This window comes from Novosphingobium sp. BL-A-41-Hi4B-X5A (genome assembly GCF_055521705.1).
In genome coordinates, this window is the sequence record NZ_CM145500.1 from 470,335 (window position 1) to 492,914 (window position 22,580).

The following is a 22,580-nucleotide window of genomic DNA, read 5'->3' on the forward strand; positions in this document are numbered from 1 at the left end:
CAGCGCCTTCCATCAGCGGATTGCTTACTGGTCGAGGAACGAGCGCATCTTGCGCGAGCGCGACGGGTGTTTGAGCTTGCGCAGCGCCTTGGCCTCGATCTGGCGGATACGTTCGCGGGTGACCGAGAATTGCTGGCCCACTTCTTCCAGCGTGTGATCGGTGTTCATCCCGATGCCGAAGCGCATGCGCAGCACGCGTTCCTCGCGCGGCGTAAGGCTGGCCAGGACGCGCGTGACCGTTTCCTTGAGGTTGGCCTGGATCGCCGCGTCGACCGGGATGATGGCGTTCTTGTCTTCGATGAAATCGCCGAGGTGCGAATCTTCCTCGTCGCCGATCGGCGTTTCGAGCGAGATCGGCTCCTTGGCGATCTTCATCACCTTGCGAACCTTTTCCAGCGGCATCGAAAGGCGCTCGGCCATCTCTTCCGGGGTCGGTTCGCGGCCCTGTTCGTGGAGGAACTGGCGGCTGGTGCGCACAAGCTTGTTGATCGTCTCGATCATGTGAACCGGGATGCGGATGGTCCGCGCCTGATCCGCAATCGAGCGTGTGATCGCCTGCCTGATCCACCAGGTCGCGTAAGTCGAGAACTTGTAGCCGCGGCGGTACTCGAACTTGTCGACCGCCTTCATCAGGCCGATGTTGCCTTCCTGGATGAGGTCGAGGAACTGCAGGCCGCGGTTCGTGTACTTCTTGGCGATGGAGATCACGAGGCGCAGGTTAGCCTCGACCATTTCCTTCTTGGCAATGCGCGCTTCGCGCTCGCCCTTCTGGACCATGTTCACGATGCGGCGGAATTCGCCCAGCGACATGCCGGTGGCGGCTGCGATATCGGCGATCTCGGCGCGAATGCGTTCGACCGGAGTGGCTTCGTTTGCGGCAAACGCAGCCCACTTCTTGTCGCGACCAGCCAAGGCCTGCAGCCAGCCGTCGTCAAGCTCATGCCCGACGTACATGTCGAGGAAGTCCTTGCGCGAGACCTTGTGGCGCTCGGCAAGGCGCAGCATCTGGCCGCCCAGCGTCGTCAGGCGACGGTTGAAGGCGTAGAGATTGTCGACGAGGTATTCGATCTTCGAGGCGTGGAACTGCACCGATTCGACCTGCGCAGTCAGGTCTTCGCGCAGCTTCTGGTACTGCGCTTCCTTGGCGGCGGGGAAATCGTTGCCCATGCCGAGCGCGTCGAGACGCTCTGCCTGGACCTTTTCGAAGGCACGGAACAGCGAGGTGATTTCGGCAAAGCGTTCAAGCGCGGCCGGCTTCAGCTGTGCTTCCATCTGGGCGAGGCTGAGAGTGTTGTCTTCTTCCTCTTCCTCAGCCGGACGGGCACGGCGCTCGCGCAGTTCGTCGTCCTCGTCGTCGGAGGTTTCTTCCTCCTCGACGTCCTCTTCTTCCTTGAAGGTCGGACCGGCGGTAGCTTCGCTGATCTCGGGCTCGGCCTCTTCACCGTCCTCGGAAAGGTTTTCGGGCTGAGGCTCCTTCGAAAGCATCGCGTCGAGATCGAGGATCTCGCGCAGCTGCATTTCTCCGGCGTTGAGCGCGTCGGACCACTGGATGATGGCGTGGAAAGTGATCGGGCTTTCGCACAGGCCCATGATCATGGTGTCACGCCCTGCTTCGATGCGCTTGGCGATGGCGATTTCGCCTTCGCGGCTGAGCAGTTCGACGGCGCCCATTTCGCGCAGGTACATGCGCACAGGGTCGTCGGTCCGCTCGACCGTTTCCTTGCGCTTGATGACGTCGGGGCGATCTTCGACGGTCTCGGCTTCGTCGAGCTCGTCGTCCTGCGCCTTCTCTTCCGGATCGACGGCGTCCTCGTCACTCTCGACGATGTTGACGCCCATCTCGGAGATCGCCGCCATGATGTCCTCGATCTGCTCGGAAGACATCTGGTCCTGGGGGAGGGCCTCGTTCAGCTCGTCATACGTGATGATCCCGCGGCGCTTGGCGCGCGCGATCAGCTTCTTGATCGATGCATCGTTGAGGTCGATCAGCGGAGCGTCGCCGCTATCGGTCTTGTCGTTCGAAGCCATTTAACCCAGGTACCACCATCTGAGAGCCGGGCCTTGGCAGACCCGGTTGCGCCTATTGCTTTAATTATAACGCAGCACGAGCACGGCCCATTTGCCCCAAACGGGCACGCAACGCCATACTCCGCGCGATCAATCTTTGCTGTTCAGCGAAGTTTTCTTCCGAAAGTTCGGTTTCGACGCGCTTGTTTGCCTCTGCAAGCGCCTCTTCAACCGCCGGCCACTCGACCAGAATGGCAATTGCCTCGGCCAGTTCGTCTCCCGCCGAATCACCACCACTGACCAAAAAGCCGAATCGCATTCCGGCATAGTCCTGCGCTGACGGGGGCCGAAGCCCTCGTTCCAGCAATATGGTGCGCAGGGTCTTGCTTTCAAGCGGTTGCCCCGCATCGGACAAGACGAGCAGGGCATCAATAAGGGCGCAAGTATCTGGATTGTCTGGCTGAAGCCGCGCGAGCGCGTCCGCGTGGCGCGAAATGTGCTGGGGGTGGCAGATCAGGCCGTCCAGTACCGCAGCGAGCAGGCTGCTGCTGGGGCCGGTTCCGATCCGCAGCATCCGCGCCTTGTCCTGTTCCGCAAGGGGGGCGGGCGCAGGCTTCCACGGCTGGCCCTTGCCGCGTGGGCCGGTGCCTTGCCGCGACTGGAACGGCGCCCGCTCTTTCCGGGCAAATGCCAGTTCGCCAAATCGTTCGGTCAGCTCGCGGCGGTAGAGCAACTTGATGTCGGGGTGCTGGATCGTCTCGCAATGCGCGAGCAGCCGTGCCTTGAGGCCTGCCTTGTCTTCGGGAGTGGTGAGGGGCGCAGAGTTGCGTTCGGCTTCCCACAGGACATCGACCAGACTGCGCGCTTCGGCGAGAAGCTGTTCCATCGCTGCGGGGCCTTGCTTCTTGACGACATCGTCCGGGTCCATGCCGGCTGGCAGGGTGACAATGCGCAAGGAATGGCCGGGGCGCAGCAGGGGCAGGGCGCGGGTGATGGCGCGCATAGCCGCACGCTGCCCGGCGCTGTCCCCGTCGAAACACAGAGTGGGCGTTTCGACGAGGCGCCACAGACGCTCGATCTGATGCTCGGTAAGCGCGGTGCCGAGCGGGGCGACGGCCTCGCCGATGCCTGCCGCTGCCAGGGCGACGACGTCCATGTAGCCTTCGACCACCACGACGCGCCCGTTCTGGCGTGAGGCAGGGCCGGCACGGTGCAGGTTGTAGACGGTGCGGCCCTTGTCGAAGAGCGGGGTATCCGGCGAGTTAAGATACTTCGGCGCGTCAGTCTTTTCGGCTGTCAGGATGCGGCCGCCAAAGGCGATCACGCGTCCGCGCGGATCGAGAATTGGCAGCATGAGGCGTCCGCGAAAGCGATCGTAGGGTTCCTTACCCTCGACCACGATACGCAGGCCGGCTTCGATCAACATTTCGTCCGGAAACGCCGAGAGCGCTTCCTTGAGCGCTGTGCGGCTGTCTGGTGCAAACCCAAAGCCGAAATCGCGCACGATCTGCGCAGGAAACCCGCGCGAGGCGAGATAGCGCCGGGCCTCGCTGCCGCGATCCTCCGCAAGGCAGCGCACGAAGAAGTCTTGCGCCGCCTGCATCACGTCGTGCAGCGACTTCTGCTGCTCGGCTTTCTTGGCGGCGCGCGGATCGGGGGCAGGGACTTCCATGCCCGCCTGCAGCGCCAGCTCCTTCACCGCATCCAGGAAGGGCAGGCCCTGATGGTCGGTCATCCAGCGGATCACGTCGCCATGCGCACCGCAACCGAAGCAGTGGTAGAAGCCCTTTTCGTCGTTGATCGTGAAGCTGGGCGTCTTCTCGTTGTGGAACGGGCAGCACGCCTTGAACTCTCGCCCCGCCTTGGTCACGCGAACGCTCCGCCCGATCACGCCCGAAAGCGAGATGCGGGAGCGGAGTTCGTCCAGCCATTGCGGGGTGAGGCTCATGGCTGGGTCAGGCCGAAAGCGCCGCCTTCACCAGCCCGCTCGCCTTGCCCATGTCGAGCTGCGTCCCGTGCTTGGTTTTCAGCGCAGCAACCACTTTGCCCATATCCTTCATGCCTGCAGCGCCACTTTCGGCAATGATGGCGGCGATGGCCGCCCGAGTGTCGTCCTCGCTCATCTGCTGGGGCAGGAATTCCTCGATCACCGCGAGTTCGGCCTTCTCGACGTCAGCCAGTTCCTGCCTGCCGCCCTGTTCGTAGAGCGTGATCGATTCGCGGCGCTGCTTGGCCATCTTCTGGAGGACGTCTGTAACCAGCACGTCGTCTTCCGGCACTGCGGAGGCCGTGCGCAGTTCGATGTCCTTGTCCTTGAGCTTGGCGAGGATCAGGCGGACGGCGGCGAGGCGGGGCTTGTCGCCCGCTTTCATGGCAGAAACCTGCGTGGCCTTGATGGTATCGCGGATCATGTAATCGTATTTCCCGTGGAGTTGTCCGCCGTGATGGCGGAAACCTTCCATGTAGGCCAAACTTTCGGGAATCGCTAGGTTGACGCTGCGTCGAGTCGGGTCTAGCAGCCGCCCCTTAGCAACATCGCCAGAACACCTGCCAACGGAGCGCCCCATATCATGGCCGACCCCGCACTTTCGCACGCGCCTCAACCAGATGGCGCGACGGGAGTCCTCGTACTTGCCGATGGGTCTGTTGCCTGGGGACGTGGTTTCGGCGCAGCCGGTGCAGCCGTAGGCGAGGTGTGCTTCAACACCGCGATGACCGGCTATCAGGAAGTGATGACCGATCCGTCCTACGCGGCGCAGATCGTGACCTTCACCTTCCCGCATATCGGCAATGTCGGCACCAACCCCGAAGACATGGAAAGCCATGACACGCCGGGCGCCGTCGGCTGCGTGGTGCGCGAAGACGTGACCGCACCCGCCAACTTTCGCAGCGCCGGAACCTTCCAGCAGTGGATGGAAAAGCAGGGCAAGATCGGCATTGCCGGGCTCGATACCCGCGCGCTGACCCGCCGCATCCGCATGAGCGGCGCGCCCAACGCCGTGATCGCCCACGATCCCAAGGGCGAATTCGATATCCCCGCATTGATCGAGCGCGCCAAGACCTGGCCCGGCCTTGAAGGCATGGACCTCGCCCGCGTCGTCACGCGTGACGGGCAAGAGGCTTGGGAAGGCTCGGTCTGGCATCTCGGCAAGGGCTTCGGCCGCAGCCCCCATGACAAGCGCCCGCACGTCGTCGCCATGGACTTCGGCGCGAAGGACAACATCTTCCGCAACCTCGTGAAGGCAGGCGCGGCGGTGACGGTGGTTCCGGCCGAGACCTCGGTGGAGACGATCCTCGAACTCAAGCCCGATGGCGTGTTCCTGTCGAACGGTCCGGGCGATCCGGCGGCGACCGGAGCCTATGCCGTGCCGGTGATCCAGAAGCTGCTCGAGATGGACATGCCGATCTTCGGCATCTGTCTCGGCCACCAGATGCTGGCGCTCGCCGCCGGCGCCCGCACCACCAAGATGCACCAAGGCCACCGCGGCGCGAACCACCCGGTCAAGCGCATCGAGGACGGCGTCGTCGAGATCACCTCGATGAACCACGGCTTCGCGGTGGACAACGCGCCGGGCGCGCTGGGCGACAACGTCATCGAAACCCACGTCTCGCTGTTCGACGGCTCGAACTGCGGTATCGAGGTGAAGGGCAAGAAGGCCTTCGGTGTGCAGTATCACCCGGAGGCTTCGCCGGGACCGCAGGACAGTTTCTACCTGTTCGAGAAGTTTGTGGGGATGCTCTGAATCAACGGAGGAAAACATGGCTGTCGTTCGCGAATTCACTGAGAAAGAGTTGGATCGATCGAGCACCCATTCCGAAGTTGAAGCAACTATTTCGCTAGTCGAAGTGGACGGAGAAAAGTTCGTCCAAATCGACACATATGGATCAAAGAACCGAGCAATGCCTGGGAAAGTCTCCCAGAGCCTACGCCTATCCAAGTCGGCGTATGAACAGCTCCTGCAACTCGCGGAAAAGCACTTCTAATGCCCAAACGCACTGACATCTCCTCGATCCTGATCATCGGCGCCGGGCCGATCATCATCGGCCAGGCTTGCGAGTTCGATTATTCGGGCACGCAGGCGGTGAAGGCGCTCAAGGAAGAGGGCTATCGCATCATCCTGGTCAACTCGAACCCCGCGACGATCATGACCGATCCGGACATGGCGCACGCGACGTATGTCGAGCCGATCACGCCCGAAGTCGTCGCCAAGATCATCGAGAAGGAGCGCCCCGATGCGCTGCTCCCCACGATGGGCGGGCAGACCGCGCTCAACACCGCGCTGGCGCTGTTCAACGATGGCACGCTGGAGAAGTACGGCGTCCAGATGATCGGCGCCAATGCCGATGCGATCGACAAGGCCGAAGACCGCCAGCGCTTCCGCGAGGCGATGGACAAGATCGGCCTTGAATCCGCGCGCTCGGGCGTGGCGCACACCATCGACGAGGCGCTCGAAATCCTCGAGCGCACCGGCCTGCCTTCGATCATCCGCCCCAGCTTCACCATGGGCGGCACCGGCGGCGGCATTGCCTACAACAAGGAAGAGTTCGTCAAGATCGTGAAGGGCGGCCTCGAAGCTTCCCCCACGACCGAAGTCCTGATCGAGGAATCGCTCCTCGGCTGGAAAGAATACGAGATGGAGGTTGTCCGCGATAAAAAGGACAACTGCATCATCATCTGCTCGATCGAGAACGTCGATCCGATGGGCGTCCACACCGGCGATTCCATCACCGTCGCCCCGGCACTGACGCTGACCGACAAGGAATACCAGATCATGCGCAATGCATCGATCGCGGTCCTGCGGGAAATCGGCGTAGAGACCGGCGGTTCGAACGTGCAGTTCGCGGTCAATCCCAAGGACGGTCGCCTGATCGTCATCGAGATGAACCCGCGCGTCTCGCGCTCTTCGGCGCTGGCCTCGAAGGCCACCGGATTCCCGATCGCCAAGGTCGCGGCCAAGCTTGCGGTGGGCTACACACTCGACGAGATCATGAACGACATCACCGGGGCCACCCCGGCGGCGTTCGAGCCGACCATCGACTACGTCGTCACCAAGATCCCGCGCTTTGCCTTCGAAAAGTTCAAGGGTGCTGAGCCACTGCTCGGCACCGCCATGAAGTCGGTCGGCGAGGTCATGGCGATTGGCCGAAACATCAAGGAATCGATGCAGAAGGCCCTGCGCGGGCTGGAAACCGGCCTCGATGGCTTCAACCGCGTCGTCGGCCTTGAAGGTGCGAGCCGTGACGAGATCACCGCCGCGCTCGCCCGTGCCACGCCCGATCGCCTGCTGGTGATCGCACAGGCCTTCCGCGAGGGCCTCTCGGTCGACGAAGTCCACGCCGTCACCAAGTACGAGCCGTGGTTCCTGCGCCATATCCACGAGATCGTCGAGGCCGAGGGCGCCGTGCAGCGCGATGGCCTGCCCAACGATGCGGCTGGCCTGCGCCGCCTGAAGGCGATGGGCTTCTCCGACAAGCGCCTCGCCACTCTGGCCGTGCGCGGCATCGGCGTTGCGGGCGGTCTGGGCGAGACCCAGGCCAAGCGCTCGGGCCTGCTGCATGACGCCCTGCGCGCCATGGCCGGTGCCACCAGCGAAGCCGAAGTGCGCGCGCTGCGCCACAAGCTCGGCGTGCGTCCCGTTTTCAAGCGTATCGACAGCTGCGCCGCAGAGTTCGAGGCGGTCACGCCCTACATGTACTCGACCTACGAAGGTGCGTTGTTCGGTGAGCCGGAGAACGAGGCCGCGCCGACTGATGCCCGCAAGATCGTCATCCTCGGCGGCGGTCCGAACCGCATCGGGCAGGGCATCGAGTTCGACTACTGCTGCTGCCACGCCTGTTTCGCGCTGGGCGATGCCGGGTTCGAGACCATCATGGTCAACTGCAACCCGGAAACTGTCTCGACCGACTACGACACCTCGGATCGTCTCTACTTCGAACCGCTGACGGCCGAAGACGTGCTGGAGATCCTCGCGGTAGAGCAGTCGAAGGGTGAACTCGTCGGCGTGATCGTGCAGTTCGGCGGGCAGACCCCGCTGAAGCTGGCGCAGGCGCTGCAGGATGCGGGCATCCCGATCCTCGGTACCTCGCCGGATTCGATCGACCTTGCCGAAGACCGTGAGCGTTTTGCCGCACTGGTCGCCAAGCTTGGCCTCAAGCAGCCGCAGAACGGCATCGCCCGCAGCCGTGATGAGGCCGTCGCGGTCGCCAGCCGCATCGGCTACCCGGTGCTGATCCGCCCGAGCTACGTGCTTGGCGGGCGTGCCATGGAAATCGTCGACAGCCAGGCACAGCTTGATGACTACATCGCCACCGCCGTGCAGGTCTCCGGCGACAGCCCGGTGCTGATCGACCAGTACCTGCGCGATGCGATCGAGTGCGACGTCGATGCGCTGGCCGATGGTGACGACGTGACCGTTGCCGGCGTCATGCAGCACATCGAGGAAGCAGGCATCCACTCGGGCGACAGCGCCTGCACCCTGCCGCCCTACAGCCTTCCGCCTGAGATCATTGCTGAGATGGAGCGTCAGGCGGTCCTGCTCGCGCGTGGTCTCAACGTGCGCGGGTTGATGAACATCCAGTTCGCGATCAAGGACGGCGAGGTCTACCTCATCGAGGTCAACCCCCGCGCCAGCCGCACCGTGCCGTTCGTTGCCAAGGCTGTGGGCACTCCGATCGCCAAGCTCGCCGCGCGGGTGATGGCTGGCGAAAAGCTTGCCAACTTGCCCGCAATCAAGCGCGAGATCGATTACATGGCGGTCAAGGAAGCCGTGTTCCCGTTCGCACGCTTCCCCGGCATCGATCCGGTGCTTTCGCCGGAAATGAAGTCGACCGGTGAGGTCATGGGCGTCGACAAGACCTTCGCGGTCGCCTTCGCCAAGTCGCAACTGGGTGCTGGCACCAAGCTGCCGCAGGGCGGGACGATCTTCGTCTCGGTCAAGGACAGCGATAAGCCGGTGATTCTGCCCGCCGTGCGCAAGGCTATCAGCCTCGGCTTCAAGATCGTCGCGACCGGTGGCACGGCGCGCTATCTGCAGGATGCCGGTGTGATCGTCGAACGCGTGAACAAGGTGGCCGAGGGCCGTCCGCACATCGTTGACCGGATCATCGATGGCGACATCGCGCTGATCTTCAACACCACCGAAGGCTGGCAGAGCCACAAGGACTCGCAGTCGATCCGTGCTTCGGCGCTCAATTCGCGTGTTCCGTACTTCACTACAGCGGCGGCTTCTGTCGCGGCGGTGGAGGCGATCGAGGCGCTCCGCTCTGCCGAACTTGAAGTGCGTTCGTTGCAGGACTATTATGCTTGAACCTTATTAGTCCCCCGGCATTGTCATGAGACTGGTCCGGCTCGGCGCATTCGGCGCCGGTCGGCGAGGGCAGGTTTTCCCTCGGGTGCCGTAACGGCAACCGGGGTGTGACAGGAAAGTGAGTTTGCGAATGGCGAGTGTGGAAAAGCTGCCGATGCTTGCGGAAGGCTACGAAAAGCTGACTGCCGAGCTGAAAGCGCTGCGCGAGGAGCGGCCGCGGATCGTCGACGCGATCGAGGAAGCGCGCGCCCATGGCGACCTTTCGGAAAACGCGGAATATCATGCGGCCAAGGAGCGTCAGGGCCAGGTCGAAGCGACGATCGCCGATCTCGAGGATCGCGTCAGTCGCGCGCAAATCATCGACCCGACGACCCTTTCGGGCGACAAGATCATCTTCGGCGCCACTGTCACGCTGCTTGACGACGACGAGAAGCCGGTGAAGTACCAGATCGTCGGCCCTTATGAGGCGGACGCGAAGAAGGGCATGATCAGCTACAACTCGCCGCTGGGCAAGGCTCTGATCGGTCGCAAGGTCGATGAGGAAATCGAGGTGACCGTGCCCTCGGGCGACAAGTTCTATCTCGTCCAGAAGATCGAATTCATCTGAGGGATTGGTTGCGACAAACGAAAAAAGGCCCCGGAGCGATCCGGGGCCTTTTTTGTTAGCTTGCTCAGTCCTTCGGCAGTGCCGGTTCGAGCAAACGATGAAGATGCACGATCACGTAGCGCATCTCGGCATCGTCCACCGTCTTCTGGGCAGCCCCGCGCCAGGCTTCTTCAGCGCTGGCATAGTCGGGGAACACACCGACAACGTCGATAGCCTTGAGGTCTTGGAATTCGAGGCCCTGGGGGTCTTTGACCCGCCCGCCCATCACGAGGTGCAGCTTTTGCATTGGCGACTTTCCTTTGGGGAGGATTCGTGTGCGCCACTGACAAAAAGACGAGCCGCGCGCAAGTCATGCGAACGGCTCGCACGAGCCCTTTTTAAGGCTTGATGCGCGAAGTGAGCTCGTTCACCTTGCGCAAGGCCGCTTCGCTGGCCTCGATGGCGGCAGAGCGAACGATCTCGGACAAGTCGACAGCCTTGCGGCGGGCCTCGTCACTGCCGTCGGCAATTCTCTCGCCAACCGTGCCACTGAGTTCCTCGACCTTGTGCAGCCCGTCACGACCAGCTTCCCGCGCGCGGGTCGCATAGTCTATGGCCAGCTTGCCGGCGACTGCCGCCAGCCCTGAGGCACTCTTGCGCAGCGAACTGGCCGCATCCTCGGCCGCACCTTTGGTCTTGTTACTGCTCCGGCCCACAGAGGGCAGCGCCTTGGCAACGAGCGCGCCAAGAAGAATGCCCGCCGCGACGGAAGCCACCGGGTGTTCTTCAATTAGCCCCTTGACGGTCTGGACCGATTTGGAACTGGCAGTGCGTTCCGCCAGACGGGACTTGGCCGCGTCAACCTTTTCACGCAGGGTCTCTGCGCCGTTCACTTGCAGTTCTTCGCTCATCTCAATCTCCGGATCGGACTTTGTCGATCACGCGCTCGGCCAGTTGCTGGAGTGGCTCGCGGAAGAACCATCCAAAGAGTGCAGCGACGGTTACGCCGATGACCACCTTGTTCTCGTCGGCAACTGCACGAGCGCTGTCGAGCATTTCAACGGCTTCCTCCACCGCGCGTTCCTTCACGCGCCCTGGAGAAAGCTCCAGCTTGGCAATTTCCAAGTCGCCCTTGACCACAATCAACGCTTCATCACGAAGCGCCCTTGCGGCAGTCAGCTCGAGAGGAGCAGTCATGGCTTCCCTCCCGCGCTGAGCGCCGCCTTGGCAGCGCGGATGCGCTTGCTCGCTTGCGCCAGACACACGATGGCCAAAAGCGCCAGCGCCCCGCCGACGATGGCGAGTGCTCCCCACACGCCGACGTAGTGGGCAAGGGCAAGCAGCAGCCCGACGACGATTGCCAGCAGCGTGAAGAAGCCGAATGCCAATCCGAGAAGCAGAAAGACGATGATCGCCTTTGCTTCGGCCAAGCCATATGTAGCCTGGGCTTTCCTGTAAGCGATTTCGGCTTCGAGGAGAGTTTGCCCGTCTTCAATCAGGGCCTTGATGGCCGCGCCGATCCCCGCCTCAGACGGTGAGGGATCGGGCGTCCAGGTGGAGTTATGCTCGCTCATCGGGCCATTACCGCCGCGTTCTGCGCGGTCAGTCGTCCGATCCGCCCGACAACAAGCGCGCGATCGCAAAGCCGGCCACTGCGGCAACGCCGATCGCGACACCCGGGCTCTTGCGCACGAATTCCTTCACATCGTCGCCCAGCTCACCAAGGTCCTTGGCCTCAAGCTTTGCCGCGGTCTCCTGGATCGAACGCGCTGCGCTGCGGGCATAGTCGCCGTACTGCACGCCCAGCTTTTCATCGATGGTTGTCGCAGTGTCCGAAATGGTCTTGCCGAGCACTCCGAGTGCGTCGCTCGCGCGGGCCTTGCCTTCAACGGCAAGAGCAGCGCCTTTTTCCTTTGCCTGTCCGGCGTAAACCTTGGCTTCATCGACCCAGTCAGCGGTCGTACCGCTTACCTTGGCCTTGTAGGCAGCGCCCTTTTCCATTGCTTCACCCTTGAGCGCTTCAGCACCGGCCTTCGCTTCCTCGATCGCCTTGGTAAAGCGACCCTTCGCAGAATCTGAGGTGCTCTCGCTGGTTTCAGTTACTGTGGCGACGACATCGTCTGCCGCCTTCGAAGCGCGCTTCTTGGGGGCGTCGGCGGGGGTCATCGTTGTGTCGGCCATGTTTGTTTCCCTTCGGCAATTCGCGCGGGTTCTGGACCCTCGATATGGGCGGTCTTGCGCATCTTGCTAGACCCTCGTGGTTGAAAGCAAGAGCCTTGGCGCACAAGACCAGCCCGGATAGGTATGTTGCACTGCAAACGCGGCTTGCTTGCCACGGTTCCAGCCGATAGGAGCCGCGCCAACCTTGGCGCTCAATTCTCGCCGAACTGCAGGGAGCAGATTATGACCGCGATCATCGACATCCATGCGCGTGAAATTCTCGACAGCCGTGGCAATCCCACCGTTGAAGTAGACGTTCTGCTGGAAGACGGCAGCTTCGGTCGCGCCGCAGTTCCCTCGGGCGCTTCGACCGGCGCGCACGAAGCGGTCGAACTGCGTGACGGCGACAAGGCCCGCTACCTTGGCAAGGGCGTCACCAAGGCGGTCACCGCGGTCAACTCCGACATTGCGGAATGCATCCTCGGCATGGATGCCGAAGACCAGCGCGATATCGATCTCGCCATGATCGAGCTGGACGGTACCGAAAACAAGGGCCGCCTCGGCGCCAATGCGATCCTCGGCACCAGCCTTGCCGTTGCCAAGGCAGCTGCCGACGCACGTGGCCTGCCGCTGTACAGCTATGTCGGCGGTGTTGCTGCTCACGTGCTCCCGGTGCCCATGATGAATATCATCAACGGCGGCGAACACGCCGACAATCCGATCGACTTCCAGGAATTCATGATCATGCCGGTCGGCGCACCGTCGCTGGCCGAGGCCGTGCGCTGGGGAGCGGAAGTGTTCCACACCCTCAAGAAGGGTCTTCATGAAAAGGGCCTCGCCACGGCAGTCGGAGACGAGGGCGGGTTCGCTCCGAACCTCGCCAGCACGCGCGATGCGCTCGACTTCGTGATGGCCTCAATAGAGAAGGCAGGTTTCAAGCCTGGCGAAGACATGATGCTCGCACTCGACTGTGCCGCAACGGAATTCTTCAAGAACGGCAAGTACGAAATCAGCGGCGAAGGCCTTTCGCTCTCCCCCGAAGCCATGGCTGACTATCTCGCTGCGCTTTGCGATGCCTATCCGATCATCTCGATCGAAGACGGTATGAGCGAGGACGATTTCGAAGGTTGGGCCGCACTCACCGCCAAGGTCGGCAAGCGGGTCCAACTGGTTGGCGACGATCTGTTCGTGACCAATCCGAAGCGCCTGGAAATGGGCATCGGCAAGGGGCTGGCAAATTCACTGCTGGTGAAGGTCAACCAGATCGGCTCGCTCACCGAGACGCTGGAAGCCGTGTCGATTGCACAGCGTAACGGCTACACCGCTGTGATGTCGCACCGTTCGGGTGAGACCGAAGACGCCACCATCGCGGATCTCGCGGTTGCCACGAACTGCGGCCAGATCAAGACGGGATCGCTCGCCCGCTCGGATCGTCTCGCCAAGTACAACCAGTTGATCCGCATTGAAGAGGAACTGGGCATTTCGGCGCGTTATGCTGGAAAGGCTGCCTTCGGACGTCTTGGTGCCTGATTGCTGAGTTAGCGTGGAGGGAGGGGGAGCCTCAATATGCAGGCTGCGCCTCCCACACCTGAGTTATTGCGCTATTTTCAGTGAGCGCTGCACGATGTCCTCGTCACTCTGCATGTCGCCAGCGACATTCGAGAAATAGGCCACCATCTTTTCGTAACCATCGCTAGAAAGTCTTACGAACACCCGGCGAGCATCAGTCGAGTCGGCTTCACGGACGATTAGGCCTTTGTCTTCCAGCACGGTGAGCCAGCGCAATGCAGTGGTGGCAGGCACGGCAGCGCCGATGCAGGCGCTGGTCACGGGCAGGCGCTTGCGTTCTTTTGCTGCGATGAAAAGATCCAGCATGATGTCCCACGCCGGTTCACCGAACAGCGTCGCGTCTGCAAAGATATCCGACCGCCTGCGCCTGTCGCGATAGGCGCTTCGAGCCACTTCTGCCCACACATGACTGTCCTTCGGGATCGCGATTGGCTCCCGGTCGGACTGGGGATCACCCTCTTTCAATTCCAGTTCATGCGCCATCGCGAGCAATTCGTTGGCGACTGAAATCAGTCGTCTTGCCCGCGACCTCATTTGTTCTCTGCCCATCCCTTAACCCCTGTTGTGCGCCCCCAAAGCGCTTCACGGGACCGGTCCGCCATCGGTCTTGTTAGCGTACTGAAATGGCAGGCGCGCGTGGTGCGGCCATTCGGCGCTCCACTAAGGGTTTGCTCTTATCGGCTTGGTGAAGTCCGCAAGAATCAGGACGTTTCAATCACATGCCTCTGGGGACATGCCGATCATTCCTCCGTAGTCGAACCAGAATGGAGCAGGTTGATCGGGCTCATGACGACCGTTTGCGCGCGGGTGAGATCAGATAGCGCCAGACTCCCCAGGCGTTGATGATCAACAGGGCTCCGTTCTGTATGACAAGCGAGCTGGAATTGCCCTTCACGCCTGATATGATCCACGTGATGGCCACGGCCATGAACAGGACGAATCCCCAACCTGTCCAACGCCGCCCAAGGTCAGCGGCCACGAGACTTGCTGCGAGAATCGTGCCCATGGCTGCAAACCATTCGAGAGGGCCATCCACGTCTCTGTCCTTTCTGGTCCTTCTTGTGTCGGTTTGCCAAAGCAGGGAGTGGCAGGCCGTTCCCTCGCATTGATTTAATCGGTCATTTGAATTGCACTTCCAAAGTCATGCGGTCTCTGTCAGCCTTGCTGCGGGAGAACGAGATGGCTGATTTTCCGACGCGCGCGGACGAGGTCGATGCCGCATGGCTTGAGGTGCAACTCGCCCAGGCTGGCGTGCTGGGTGACGCTCGGATCGCGGAAATCGAGTGGCAGGCAATCGGCACAGGCCAGGTGGGTGATACTGCCCGTTTCTCACTGCGATACAAAAACGAAGCATCTGGAGCGCCTGCCACTGTAGCGGCCAAGTTTCCGTCGAGCGATGCCACGAGCCGCCAGACGGCGGCACTGTTCTCGCTCTATTCGCGCGAAGTCATGTTCTATCGAGAAGTCGCATGTCTCACGCAGATGCGGGTGCCGCAGGTTTATGCTGCCATGCTCGACGGCAACGGTTGCGATTTCGTGCTGCTCTTCGAAGACCTCGGTCCTTGCAGCGCTGGAAACCAGCTTGTGGGATGCACTTTGGCGCAAGCGCAAGCGGCCATGCGGCAGGCTGCGGCATTGCATGCGCCGACGCTGGACCATCCTGTGCTGGACGCCGCGTGGTTGCAGCCCGACCCGCAGGCGAGCCAGATGTTGCGGGACCTTTATCCGAAAGCCCAGGCAATCTTTCGTGAACGCTATGCCGATGCCCTCGCGCCTGATCTTATGGCGGTTTGCGAGGCGTTGAACGAAAATCTCGACCTGTGGTTCGAACGGAAGCATTCGCGCCGGTCCTTCCTTCACGGAGATTTCCGCCTGGACAACATGCTCTTCGGCATAAACGGCGGCCAGCAGCCGATCGCCTTGGTTGATTGGCAGACGGCGGCGGCAGGATGCGGTCTGACTGACGTCGGATACTTTCTGGGCTGCGGCATCGGCTCGGAATTGCGTCGTCCCAATGAGCGTGCCCTGCTCGACATCTACTGCGCCGAAATGTCCCGGCTTGGCGTGCCGCTCAATCTGGAAGATGTCTGGGATGACTACCGCATTGGAGCGCTTCACGGGGTGTCGACTGCCGTATTCAGTGCCGCATTCGTGGTGCGCACGGAACGCGGTGATGCCAACTTCCTGTCGATGGCACGCGGCGCCTGCGAACTCGCTCTTGAACATGACAGTCTGGGGGCGCTGAAGCGCCGGATGGAGCTTTGCTGATGTTGACCAAGGGAGATGACTTTCCGCTGCACCAGACGCCAGAACCGATTGCCTACGCTGGTACGGACCGCAACTTCTACGATCGCTATTTCTTCAACGGCTATGCACCCGACGGCTCCGGCTTCTTCGCCCTTGCGCTTGGCATCTATCCGCACCTGAATGTCGCCGATGCGCACTTCTCCTGCATCCGGGGTGGGGTGCAGTACAATCTCCATGCCTCGCGCGAACTGAACATGGAGCGGTTCGATCTTGCGGTCGGGCCGGTCAGCATTGAAATCGTCGAACCGCTGAAGGTTCTCAGGGTGCGAGTGCGCGGGGAAGGGCTGGCAGCCGAGCTTACCTTCACCGGCCGTGCCTTTCCGATTGAGGAGCCGCGGTTCGTCCATCGCATCGGCCCGCGGACGTTCATGGACTACACCCGCCTGACGCAGAACGGACATTACACGGGCTGGATTGAGGTCGATGGCGAAAGGATTGATCTGGCCGCTGGAACTTGCGGTACGCGTGATCGCAGTTGGGGGGTGCGCCCCGTTGGCGCGCCTGACGCGCAGCCTCATGGGCATGGCGTTGTCTCGTCCTTCTTCTGGCAATGGACGCCTGTTAATCTGCCCAACCGCAGCCTGTTCTTCCATATCAACGCTGATCGCCATGGCGCGCCGTGGAACACGCGGGCCGTTATCGCGCCTGACGGCGGTGACACGGAATCGTTCTTCGAAACCCCCTCTGCCGCTATGGTTTCGCCCATGCAGCCCGCCACGCGTTGGCCCGCCGGCGGGACTTTGACGATCCAGCGACCCGAAGGACCACTGGCGCTGACGTTTGAGCCGCTCGTGAGATTTCAGATGAGGGGGCTTGGCTACACCAGTCCCAAGTGGGGGCATGGCCTTTATCATGGGCCGCTCGCGGTCGAGCGGGAGGACCTTGTTCTGGCTGACCTTGACCCGATGGCTCGAACCCTCGACAATCTTCACGTCCAGATCATCTCCCGCGTGACCACCAGCGATGGCGAGACAGGGATAGGCGGGTTCGAGCAGCTTGTTATCGGGCCGTATGAGCCGTGGGGCCTCACCGAATACTTCGATGCCGGTGCGTAGTCCTGCAGGGATCTTCGGAATGATCGCCGTGGCCACGATCGGTCTTGCGGTCGGTGCTGCTTCGGCTGTTGTGTCGCTAAAGCACGTCGGCATGGGCGGCGAAGAGCACATGGGCTGGAGTGGCAGCCGCGTTACCGGATCGACCGAGGCGGGGCCCGTGCTGCGTGCGAGAGTCGCGTTGACCGGTCTGCTGGCGCTTAACCGCAGCCAGGCCATCTATTTTACTCGCACGGTCGATGATCTCGGTGAGCCTTTGCGGGAGGAATGCCATTACCGGCTGGTCGGCGGGCCGCTGCCGGGGAAATGGTGGTCGATCACTGCTTATGCTTCGGACGACTACCTTCCGCAAAACCAGGACGATGCCCTTTCCGTCGACGCTTCGGAAGTCACGCCGGACCCGCGCGGCCTATGGCAGGCTGAAGTTGCACCATCGCCCAATCCGGCCATGCCCTGGCTGTCGACCAGGCACGCGGGCAGTTTTGATCTCACCTTGCGAATCTACAATCCTTCTCAACAAGCGCAGCAGGACTTCGGCTCGATAGTCTTTCCCAAGGTCGAGCGCATTTCGTGCGGAGACAGCCGGTGAGGGGCGGCCTGCGCTACGCACTGGCCTTCGTCGGCGCAGCCGCCGTTGGTCATGTGGCAACGTTACTTTTGGCGCCGCAGGTCATCATGCACATCGCCATGAACAGACTCTCCGGCGACGGAGACGACGTAAACGTTTTCCGTTTCGCAGATCGCACGACAGCAGCTTCCAGGCAGATCGTCCGGCCATCGCCAGACCTCGCCTACGCCAGCTGTGTCTATGACTTGTCTGCTGGCCCCATACTTGTCGATGTTCCGCCGAGCCCGGACAAGGGCTACGTTTCGGTGTCTGTCTTCGCTGCGAATACCGACAACGTCGCGGTGATGGACTCATTGCGCAGCCCGGAAGGTATCCGTTTTATCCTTCAGCAGGAGCGCAAGCTTGTTCATCCCGGCGACCTGCCGGTCATCTACACGCCAACGGAACGGGGCATCATTCTCGATCGTAGGCTGGCGCCTACGCAGGCAGAATTCGATCGGGCCGACAAGGCGCGCCGCGGGGACCGCTGCGCGCCCGTTGGCTGATCGGTCAGGCCCAGCGCTCACGTAGCGCGAGCAAGGCGAGTGCAGCCTTCGCCGCTTCGCCGCCCTTGTCTTTCTGCGCAGGATCTGCGCGCACGATGGCCTGGGCTTCGTTTTCGACAGTGAGGATGCCGTTACCGATGGCGACGCCATCCATTGTCAGCGCCATGATGCCGCGTGCGCTTTCCCCGGCGACGATCTCGAAGTGATAGGTTTCGCCGCGAATGACCACACCGATGGCGACATAGCCGTCGAAATTGCCCGATTCGTCGGCCAAGGCGATCGCGCCGGGGATCTCGAGGGCTCCGGGCACGGTCAAGACTTCCGCCTCGTGACCAGCGGCCTTGAGCGCGGCCTTGGCGCCTTCAATGAGCATGTCGTTCAGGTGGTCATAAAACCGGGCTTCGACGATCAGAAACTTGGCCATTGGAACTGGATCCTTCAGTGTTTGCACATCTGCGGTGCGCTTGGGCCCGCCTTAATGCGAGCATCGTTCTAGCGCCACCGTCGCCATGCAACGGTTGGCGATTCTCTTTCTGATTCGCCGAGCAGGTCATTAGAGCCTAAAAGCGGCTTTCGCACATCATAATGTCGAGCTGCGCATAGTTTTCATCATCATAATGTCATGCATTTTCATGCAAAAGTCTCAAAATGGTCTCGACTGCAACGAGGTTCCCCTACGGAAACGCCCATTTTTAATTATCCGGTTGACAAAGAATTGCTGAAGTTATGTCCTGTCCACCAGGTCACCCGCGGTTAATGACGGGGGCCGCTGGAGAGAGAGGTCTGACTATGAGGGGCAAGCTTTCCCTGCTTGCGGGCGTGTGTGCCGCAGCCGTCGCAACACCGGTTTTCGCCCAGAATGCACCGCAGTCCGCCGATGAAGGCGTTGGTCTGCAGGAAATCATCGTTACTGCGCAACGCCAGGCCCAGTCGCTGCAGGATGTGCCGATCGCGGTCTCTGCATTCTCGGCCGAAAACCTGACCAAGCAGCAGATTCAGAACTCTTCTGACCTGCAGCTTTCGTTGCCCAACGTCACCTTCACCAAGACGAACTTCACCTCGTCCAGCTTCACGATCCGCGGCATCGGCGATCTTTGCGTCGGCGTCTCGTGTGACTCCGCTACCGGCATCCACCTGAACGATATGCCGATGGTGCAAAGCCGCCTGTTCGAAACCGAGTTCTTCGATCTTGAGCGCATCGAGGTCCTGCGTGGTCCGCAGGGCACTCTGTTCGGTCGCAACGCAACCTCTGGTGTGGTTAACATCATCACCGCCAAACCCGATCTTTCCGGGTTCGGCGCTGCCGGTGAGGCCGACTACGGCAAGTACAATTCTGTCCGCTTGAAGGGCATGGTCAACGTGCCGCTTGGCGAAACGCTCGGCGTTCGCGTGGCCGGCATGTACACGCGCCGCGACGGGTACACCTACAACCTCGGCACCAACAGCCGCATCGACGGGCGCGACATGTACGCGCTGCGCGGATCGCTCCGGTGGGAGCCGAGCCCAGACACCACGATCGATCTGTCCGCCTACTACTTCCGTGAAAACGACAGCCGCAGCCGCGTCCAGAAGCAGCTCTGTCATCGCGATCCAACGGGCATCCTGGGATGCTTGCCCGACAAGCTTGCCAACGAAACGACGAACGCAGACTCCACCTTGGCAGCGCTGCTGACCTCGCGTGAATTCTTCGGCATCGCGGTTTCACCGACATTCCGCCCACTCGGTCTCGGCAGCATCTACGCTGACGATGGCGACAACTTCTCGGGGGCGGTCAATCCGACCGATGTCCGCACTGTCAATATCGACTACCTGCCGACCTATTTCGCGGAAGAAGAAGTCTACCAGGGCAAGCTGCAGCAGGCTCTTGGCGACAGCCTTACGCTCAATGTTACCGCGGGCTATTCGCGAAACGAAGTTCGCAGCCGTACAGACTACAACCTTGCCGTCGAACGCAGCCTCGTTGGCAATCCAGGTTTGTTCGCCCTTGCTGCCTTTGCGCAGAACCCGGCGCTCGGATTCGCATTCGCACCAATTGCTGCTCGCCTGATCCCCAACGGTCCGACTGGCAAAATTTGCCAGTCCGATATCGATCCCAACAACGTTGGCGTTTACGGTGCTGGCAACAAGGCGATCTGCGCCAACACCTCACTCGACTTCGATGAATCGAGCCAGACCTACAAGCAATATGCTGCCGAAGCCCATATCGACTCCGACTTTGACGGGATGTTCAATTTCCTGATCGGTGCGAACTATCTTCGCGGCATCACCACGAACAACAGTTACTATGTGAACTCCTTCGGTCTGGATTACGCCTCCGGCCTTCTTGGAGCCGCTGCGGCTGCAAGTGGAGCGTTCGGTCCACGGGCCGTTTTCCGCCCGTCGCCGTTCTTCCGCAGCAATACCGACCGCGGCACACTCGACAGCTACGGAATCTTCGGTGAGACGTACTTCCAGTTCAACGACAAGGTGAAGCTGACCCTCGGCCTTCGTTACAACCACGACAAGAAGTTCACGCGCGCTCGCACGACCCTGCTTAGCGACGGACTTTCGAGCGAGTTCGCCGGCGGTAATGCGATCTATGCAGTAGTGGGGGCTGAATCACTCGAGAAGGCTTTGAATTTCGCTACGGCTGACTTTGACAAGGGCACCCCGCTTGTCCAACCGTTCCAGGAGCGTTCCGTCAGCTTCGGACGCTTCACCGGACGCGCCGTGCTTGATTACCAGATCAGTCCGGACAACCTCATCTACCTGTCGTACTCGCGCGGCTATAAGTCAGGTGGTATCAACCCGCCGCTTTCGGTCGGCTCGGTAAATGACTCGTTCAAGCCGGAATCGGTCGACTCCTTCGAAATCGGTTCGAAGAACCGGTTCGGCGCGCTGCAATTGAACCTCTCGGCGTTCTATTATCGCTACAAGGATCTGCAGCTCAGCCGCATCACAGCGCGTACATCGGTCAACGACAACATCGACGCCAACATTTACGGTCTAGAAGCCGAAGCTATCATGGCGCCAACGCGCAACTTGCTGGTCAACGTGTCGGCAAGCTACCTCAAGTCCAAGGTCGTTGGAGATCAGTTCTTCGTTGATACCCGCGATGTCTCGGCCGGCCGTTCCGATACGGTGATTATCAAGGACATTACGCTTGGTTCGAACTGTGCCGTTACCGGGGCTAGTGCAGCTGCCGCGAACGGCTTCGTCAATGCGGTCAACGCTGGCGTCGGTCTACGGCCTACAACACCTATACCGGGCACCAACACCACCGGTGCCTTCTCGATCTGCGGTGCTCTTGCGGGTGCGGCAGCCGGTCCGGCGGGCGCTGCTTTCGGCGGCATCCGCGTCAGCTCAGGCATCGAAAAGAATGTCCGTGGTAATCAGTTGCCGCAGGCGCCGGAGTTCAAGTGGTCGGCCGGTATCCAGTACACGATCGAGATGGGCGATATGTCGATCGTGCCCCGCTTCGACATCAACTACACCGGTGAGAGCTACGGCACGATCTTCAACGGCAACATCAACCGGATCAAGGGCTACGAGGTCATGAACGCCCAGATCCAGCTCAACGGCCGTGACGATCGCTGGTACCTGCGTGGCTACATCCAGAACATCACCAACAACAACGCGACTACCGGTCTCTACGTGACCGACCAGTCTTCCGGTCTGTTCACCAACATCTTCACGCTGGAACCGCGCCGCTACGGTGTGGCTGCCGGTTTCAAGTTCTAAGCTTCGACGTCGAACCAGACGCGAAAACCTTGCGCCGGGACCTGCGGGTTCCGGCGCTTTTTATTGAAAATCAGTCGAACGCCGCCTGCGGGACCCCGCTGCCGTCATACACCGGCTGCTTCTGGATCACGCGATACTTGTCGACTTCAGCGCCGGTCATCCCCGCTTCCGCAAGGTAGCCCGCCATGGAACGGTAGAGCGGCCCTTCAAGGTGCTCGGCAAGCGCATCGACGCTATCCCACTCCTCGAATACCCAGATACGATCAGGCTTCAGCGGATCGGCGTTCCAGACATAATGGATGCATCCGCGTTCTTCGTACGTCGGCAGTATGAACTGCGCGCCGCCCCGGACAATCGCTGCCGCATCCCGGCCTTCAAAGTCTATCCATCCCCACAGTGTCACCCGCTCCACGCTTGCTCTCCTTGTTCGTCATGACAAGAAGCTACGCGTACGCACGCCAAGGCGGAATTGGCGTTTCCAACAGGTTTGATTGGCTGGGAGGTGGTGGACGCACTAGGGCTCGAACCTAGGACCCGCTGATTAAGAGTCAGCTGCTCTACCAACTGAGCTATGCGTCCGTACCCGGCAAGAAACCGCTTGGTGGCGGCGAGGGGAAGGCGATGGTGGTGGACGCACTAGGGCTCGAACCTAGGACCCGCTGATTAAGAGTCAGCTGCTCTACCAACTGAGCTATGCGTCCATGCCATCAGGCATTCCCGTTCGGGAGCCGCCCCAATAACGATTTTCTCAGCCCTGCC

At 61.4% G+C, this 22,580-nt stretch carries 21 protein-coding genes and 2 tRNA genes; 9 read left to right on the forward strand and 14 right to left on the reverse strand.

The window, feature by feature from the left end; translation table 11 throughout:
• Nucleotides 1-24: 24 nt before the first annotated feature.
• From rpoD to ACZ1JY_RS02105, 3 genes are all read right to left on the reverse strand, one after another.
• Nucleotides 25-2,028: an RNA polymerase sigma factor RpoD gene (gene rpoD / locus ACZ1JY_RS02095; protein WP_465130207.1), complete on the reverse strand. Its 2,004-nt coding sequence runs from the start codon at nt 2,026-2,028 to the stop codon at nt 25-27.
• Nucleotides 2,029-2,092: 64 nt separating this feature from the next.
• Complete coding sequence (dnaG, locus tag ACZ1JY_RS02100) at nt 2,093-3,955, reverse strand: DNA primase (RefSeq protein WP_465130208.1); 1,863 nt, start codon at nt 3,953-3,955, stop codon at nt 2,093-2,095.
• A gap of 7 nt (nt 3,956-3,962) precedes the next feature.
• Nucleotides 3,963-4,418, reverse strand: a complete 456-nt coding sequence (locus ACZ1JY_RS02105) for a GatB/YqeY domain-containing protein (protein WP_465130937.1) — start codon at nt 4,416-4,418, stop codon at nt 3,963-3,965.
• A 159-nt stretch (nt 4,419-4,577) separates the two neighbouring features.
• Between ACZ1JY_RS02105 and carA the strand changes: the two genes are divergently transcribed.
• The 3 genes from carA (at nt 4,578) to greA (ending at nt 9,921) form a co-directional block, all read left to right on the forward strand.
• Entirely contained in the window at nt 4,578-5,750 is a 1,173-nt protein-coding gene (carA, locus tag ACZ1JY_RS02110; RefSeq protein ID WP_465130209.1) for a glutamine-hydrolyzing carbamoyl-phosphate synthase small subunit, read from the forward strand.
• Between the two features lie 240 nt (nt 5,751-5,990).
• On the forward strand, nt 5,991-9,314 hold the full coding sequence (gene carB / locus ACZ1JY_RS02115) for a carbamoyl-phosphate synthase large subunit (RefSeq protein WP_465130210.1): 3,324 nt from the start codon (nt 5,991-5,993) through the stop codon (nt 9,312-9,314).
• A 130-nt stretch (nt 9,315-9,444) separates the two neighbouring features.
• Nucleotides 9,445-9,921: a transcription elongation factor GreA gene (greA, locus tag ACZ1JY_RS02120; protein ID WP_011445873.1), complete on the forward strand. Its 477-nt coding sequence runs from the start codon at nt 9,445-9,447 to the stop codon at nt 9,919-9,921.
• Between the two features lie 64 nt (nt 9,922-9,985).
• Here the strand turns inward: greA and ACZ1JY_RS02125 are convergent, their stop codons facing one another.
• From ACZ1JY_RS02125 to ACZ1JY_RS02145, 5 genes are all read right to left on the reverse strand, one after another.
• A complete protein-coding gene (locus ACZ1JY_RS02125) occupies nt 9,986-10,207 on the reverse strand; it encodes a DUF4170 domain-containing protein (RefSeq protein WP_196274563.1) in 222 nt (73 codons plus the stop codon).
• A gap of 91 nt (nt 10,208-10,298) precedes the next feature.
• The gene (locus tag ACZ1JY_RS02130; protein ID WP_465130211.1) at nt 10,299-10,811 is read right to left on the reverse strand and encodes a hypothetical protein; all 513 of its coding nucleotides are present in this window, start codon (nt 10,809-10,811) and stop codon (nt 10,299-10,301) included.
• Nucleotide 10,812: 1 nt separating this feature from the next.
• A complete protein-coding gene (locus ACZ1JY_RS02135) occupies nt 10,813-11,097 on the reverse strand; it encodes a hypothetical protein (protein WP_118074012.1) in 285 nt (94 codons plus the stop codon).
• Nucleotides 11,094-11,474, reverse strand: a complete 381-nt coding sequence (locus ACZ1JY_RS02140; RefSeq protein ID WP_465130212.1) for a phage holin family protein — start codon at nt 11,472-11,474, stop codon at nt 11,094-11,096. Before ACZ1JY_RS02140 ends, ACZ1JY_RS02135 begins: the two co-directional genes overlap by 4 nt.
• A gap of 28 nt (nt 11,475-11,502) precedes the next feature.
• Nucleotides 11,503-12,081, reverse strand: coding sequence for a hypothetical protein (locus ACZ1JY_RS02145; protein ID WP_118074010.1), 579 nt, complete (start codon nt 12,079-12,081; stop codon nt 11,503-11,505).
• Nucleotides 12,082-12,303: 222 nt separating this feature from the next.
• On the opposite strand from ACZ1JY_RS02145, the gene eno reads away from it, so the two are divergent.
• Nucleotides 12,304-13,590: a phosphopyruvate hydratase gene (eno, locus tag ACZ1JY_RS02150; protein WP_168903235.1), complete on the forward strand. Its 1,287-nt coding sequence runs from the start codon at nt 12,304-12,306 to the stop codon at nt 13,588-13,590.
• Nucleotides 13,591-13,653: 63 nt separating this feature from the next.
• Here the strand turns inward: eno and ACZ1JY_RS02155 are convergent, their stop codons facing one another.
• Together ACZ1JY_RS02155 and ACZ1JY_RS02160 are read right to left on the reverse strand one after the other, a co-directional pair.
• Nucleotides 13,654-14,112: a MarR family transcriptional regulator gene (locus ACZ1JY_RS02155; RefSeq protein WP_370073142.1), complete on the reverse strand. Its 459-nt coding sequence runs from the start codon at nt 14,110-14,112 to the stop codon at nt 13,654-13,656.
• 301 nt (nt 14,113-14,413) lie between these two features.
• Nucleotides 14,414-14,665 carry a hypothetical protein gene (locus ACZ1JY_RS02160; protein ID WP_465130213.1) on the reverse strand — a complete coding sequence of 84 codons (252 nt, stop codon included), beginning with the start codon at nt 14,663-14,665 and terminating at the stop codon, nt 14,414-14,416.
• Between the two features lie 23 nt (nt 14,666-14,688).
• Between ACZ1JY_RS02160 and ACZ1JY_RS02165 the strand changes: the two genes are divergently transcribed.
• Genes ACZ1JY_RS02165 through ACZ1JY_RS02180 form a run of 4 tightly spaced genes read left to right on the forward strand, consistent with a single transcriptional unit; the run spans nt 14,689 to nt 18,101 of the window.
• Entirely contained in the window at nt 14,689-15,897 is a 1,209-nt protein-coding gene (locus tag ACZ1JY_RS02165; RefSeq protein ID WP_465130214.1) for a phosphotransferase family protein, read from the forward strand.
• Nucleotides 15,897-16,991: an Rv3169 family protein gene (locus ACZ1JY_RS02170; protein WP_465130215.1), complete on the forward strand. Its 1,095-nt coding sequence runs from the start codon at nt 15,897-15,899 to the stop codon at nt 16,989-16,991. Before ACZ1JY_RS02165 ends, ACZ1JY_RS02170 begins: the two co-directional genes overlap by 1 nt.
• A 19-nt stretch (nt 16,992-17,010) precedes the next feature.
• Entirely contained in the window at nt 17,011-17,577 is a 567-nt protein-coding gene (locus ACZ1JY_RS02175; RefSeq protein ID WP_465130216.1) for a DUF1214 domain-containing protein, read from the forward strand.
• Nucleotides 17,574-18,101: a DUF1254 domain-containing protein gene (locus ACZ1JY_RS02180; protein WP_465130217.1), complete on the forward strand. Its 528-nt coding sequence runs from the start codon at nt 17,574-17,576 to the stop codon at nt 18,099-18,101. Before ACZ1JY_RS02175 ends, ACZ1JY_RS02180 begins: the two co-directional genes overlap by 4 nt.
• Nucleotides 18,102-18,105: 4 nt before the next feature.
• Here the strand turns inward: ACZ1JY_RS02180 and ribH are convergent, their stop codons facing one another.
• Nucleotides 18,106-18,525 (reverse strand): 6,7-dimethyl-8-ribityllumazine synthase, encoded by a 420-nt coding sequence (gene ribH, locus ACZ1JY_RS02185; protein WP_118074004.1) that lies wholly within the window; start codon nt 18,523-18,525, stop codon nt 18,106-18,108.
• Nucleotides 18,526-18,890: 365 nt separating this feature from the next.
• Here ribH and ACZ1JY_RS02190 point away from each other — a divergent pair, with 365 nt between their 5' ends.
• Nucleotides 18,891-21,821, forward strand: coding sequence for a TonB-dependent receptor (locus ACZ1JY_RS02190; RefSeq protein ID WP_118074003.1), 2,931 nt, complete (start codon nt 18,891-18,893; stop codon nt 21,819-21,821).
• Nucleotides 21,822-21,891: 70 nt separating this feature from the next.
• On the opposite strand, the gene ACZ1JY_RS02195 is transcribed toward ACZ1JY_RS02190, so the two are convergent.
• The 3 genes from ACZ1JY_RS02195 to ACZ1JY_RS02205 form a co-directional block, all read right to left on the reverse strand.
• Entirely contained in the window at nt 21,892-22,233 is a 342-nt protein-coding gene (locus ACZ1JY_RS02195; RefSeq protein ID WP_162896066.1) for a putative quinol monooxygenase, read from the reverse strand.
• A 91-nt stretch (nt 22,234-22,324) separates the two neighbouring features.
• A tRNA-Lys gene (locus ACZ1JY_RS02200) sits at nt 22,325-22,400 on the reverse strand.
• Between the two features lie 46 nt (nt 22,401-22,446).
• Nucleotides 22,447-22,522, reverse strand: a tRNA-Lys gene (locus ACZ1JY_RS02205).
• Nucleotides 22,523-22,580: the final 58 nt, after the last annotated feature.

Excerpts from the sequence above, each read along its gene's own strand:
- rpoD (WP_465130207.1), bottom strand. The coding sequence starts at position 2,028 with ATGGCTTCGAACGACAAGACCGATAGCGGCGACGCTCCGCTGATCGAC.
- dnaG (WP_465130208.1), bottom strand. The coding sequence starts at position 3,955 with ATGAGCCTCACCCCGCAATGGCTGGACGAACTCCGCTCCCGCATCTCG.
- ACZ1JY_RS02105 (WP_465130937.1), bottom strand. The coding sequence starts at position 4,418 with ATGATCCGCGATACCATCAAGGCCACGCAGGTTTCTGCCATGAAAGCG.
- carA (WP_465130209.1), top strand. The coding sequence starts at position 4,578 with ATGGCCGACCCCGCACTTTCGCACGCGCCTCAACCAGATGGCGCGACG.
- carB (WP_465130210.1), top strand. The coding sequence starts at position 5,991 with ATGCCCAAACGCACTGACATCTCCTCGATCCTGATCATCGGCGCCGGG.
- greA (WP_011445873.1), top strand. The coding sequence starts at position 9,445 with ATGGCGAGTGTGGAAAAGCTGCCGATGCTTGCGGAAGGCTACGAAAAG.
- ACZ1JY_RS02125 (WP_196274563.1), bottom strand. The coding sequence starts at position 10,207 with ATGCAAAAGCTGCACCTCGTGATGGGCGGGCGGGTCAAAGACCCCCAG.
- ACZ1JY_RS02130 (WP_465130211.1), bottom strand. The coding sequence starts at position 10,811 with ATGAGCGAAGAACTGCAAGTGAACGGCGCAGAGACCCTGCGTGAAAAG.
- ACZ1JY_RS02135 (WP_118074012.1), bottom strand. The coding sequence starts at position 11,097 with ATGACTGCTCCTCTCGAGCTGACTGCCGCAAGGGCGCTTCGTGATGAA.
- ACZ1JY_RS02140 (WP_465130212.1), bottom strand. The coding sequence starts at position 11,474 with ATGAGCGAGCATAACTCCACCTGGACGCCCGATCCCTCACCGTCTGAG.
- ACZ1JY_RS02145 (WP_118074010.1), bottom strand. The coding sequence starts at position 12,081 with ATGGCCGACACAACGATGACCCCCGCCGACGCCCCCAAGAAGCGCGCT.
- eno (WP_168903235.1), top strand. The coding sequence starts at position 12,304 with ATGACCGCGATCATCGACATCCATGCGCGTGAAATTCTCGACAGCCGT.
- ACZ1JY_RS02155 (WP_370073142.1), bottom strand. The coding sequence starts at position 14,112 with ATGGCGCATGAACTGGAATTGAAAGAGGGTGATCCCCAGTCCGACCGG.
- ACZ1JY_RS02170 (WP_465130215.1), top strand. The coding sequence starts at position 15,897 with ATGTTGACCAAGGGAGATGACTTTCCGCTGCACCAGACGCCAGAACCG.
- ACZ1JY_RS02175 (WP_465130216.1), top strand. The coding sequence starts at position 17,011 with ATGATCGCCGTGGCCACGATCGGTCTTGCGGTCGGTGCTGCTTCGGCT.
- ribH (WP_118074004.1), bottom strand. The coding sequence starts at position 18,525 with ATGGCCAAGTTTCTGATCGTCGAAGCCCGGTTTTATGACCACCTGAAC.
- ACZ1JY_RS02190 (WP_118074003.1), top strand. The coding sequence starts at position 18,891 with ATGAGGGGCAAGCTTTCCCTGCTTGCGGGCGTGTGTGCCGCAGCCGTC.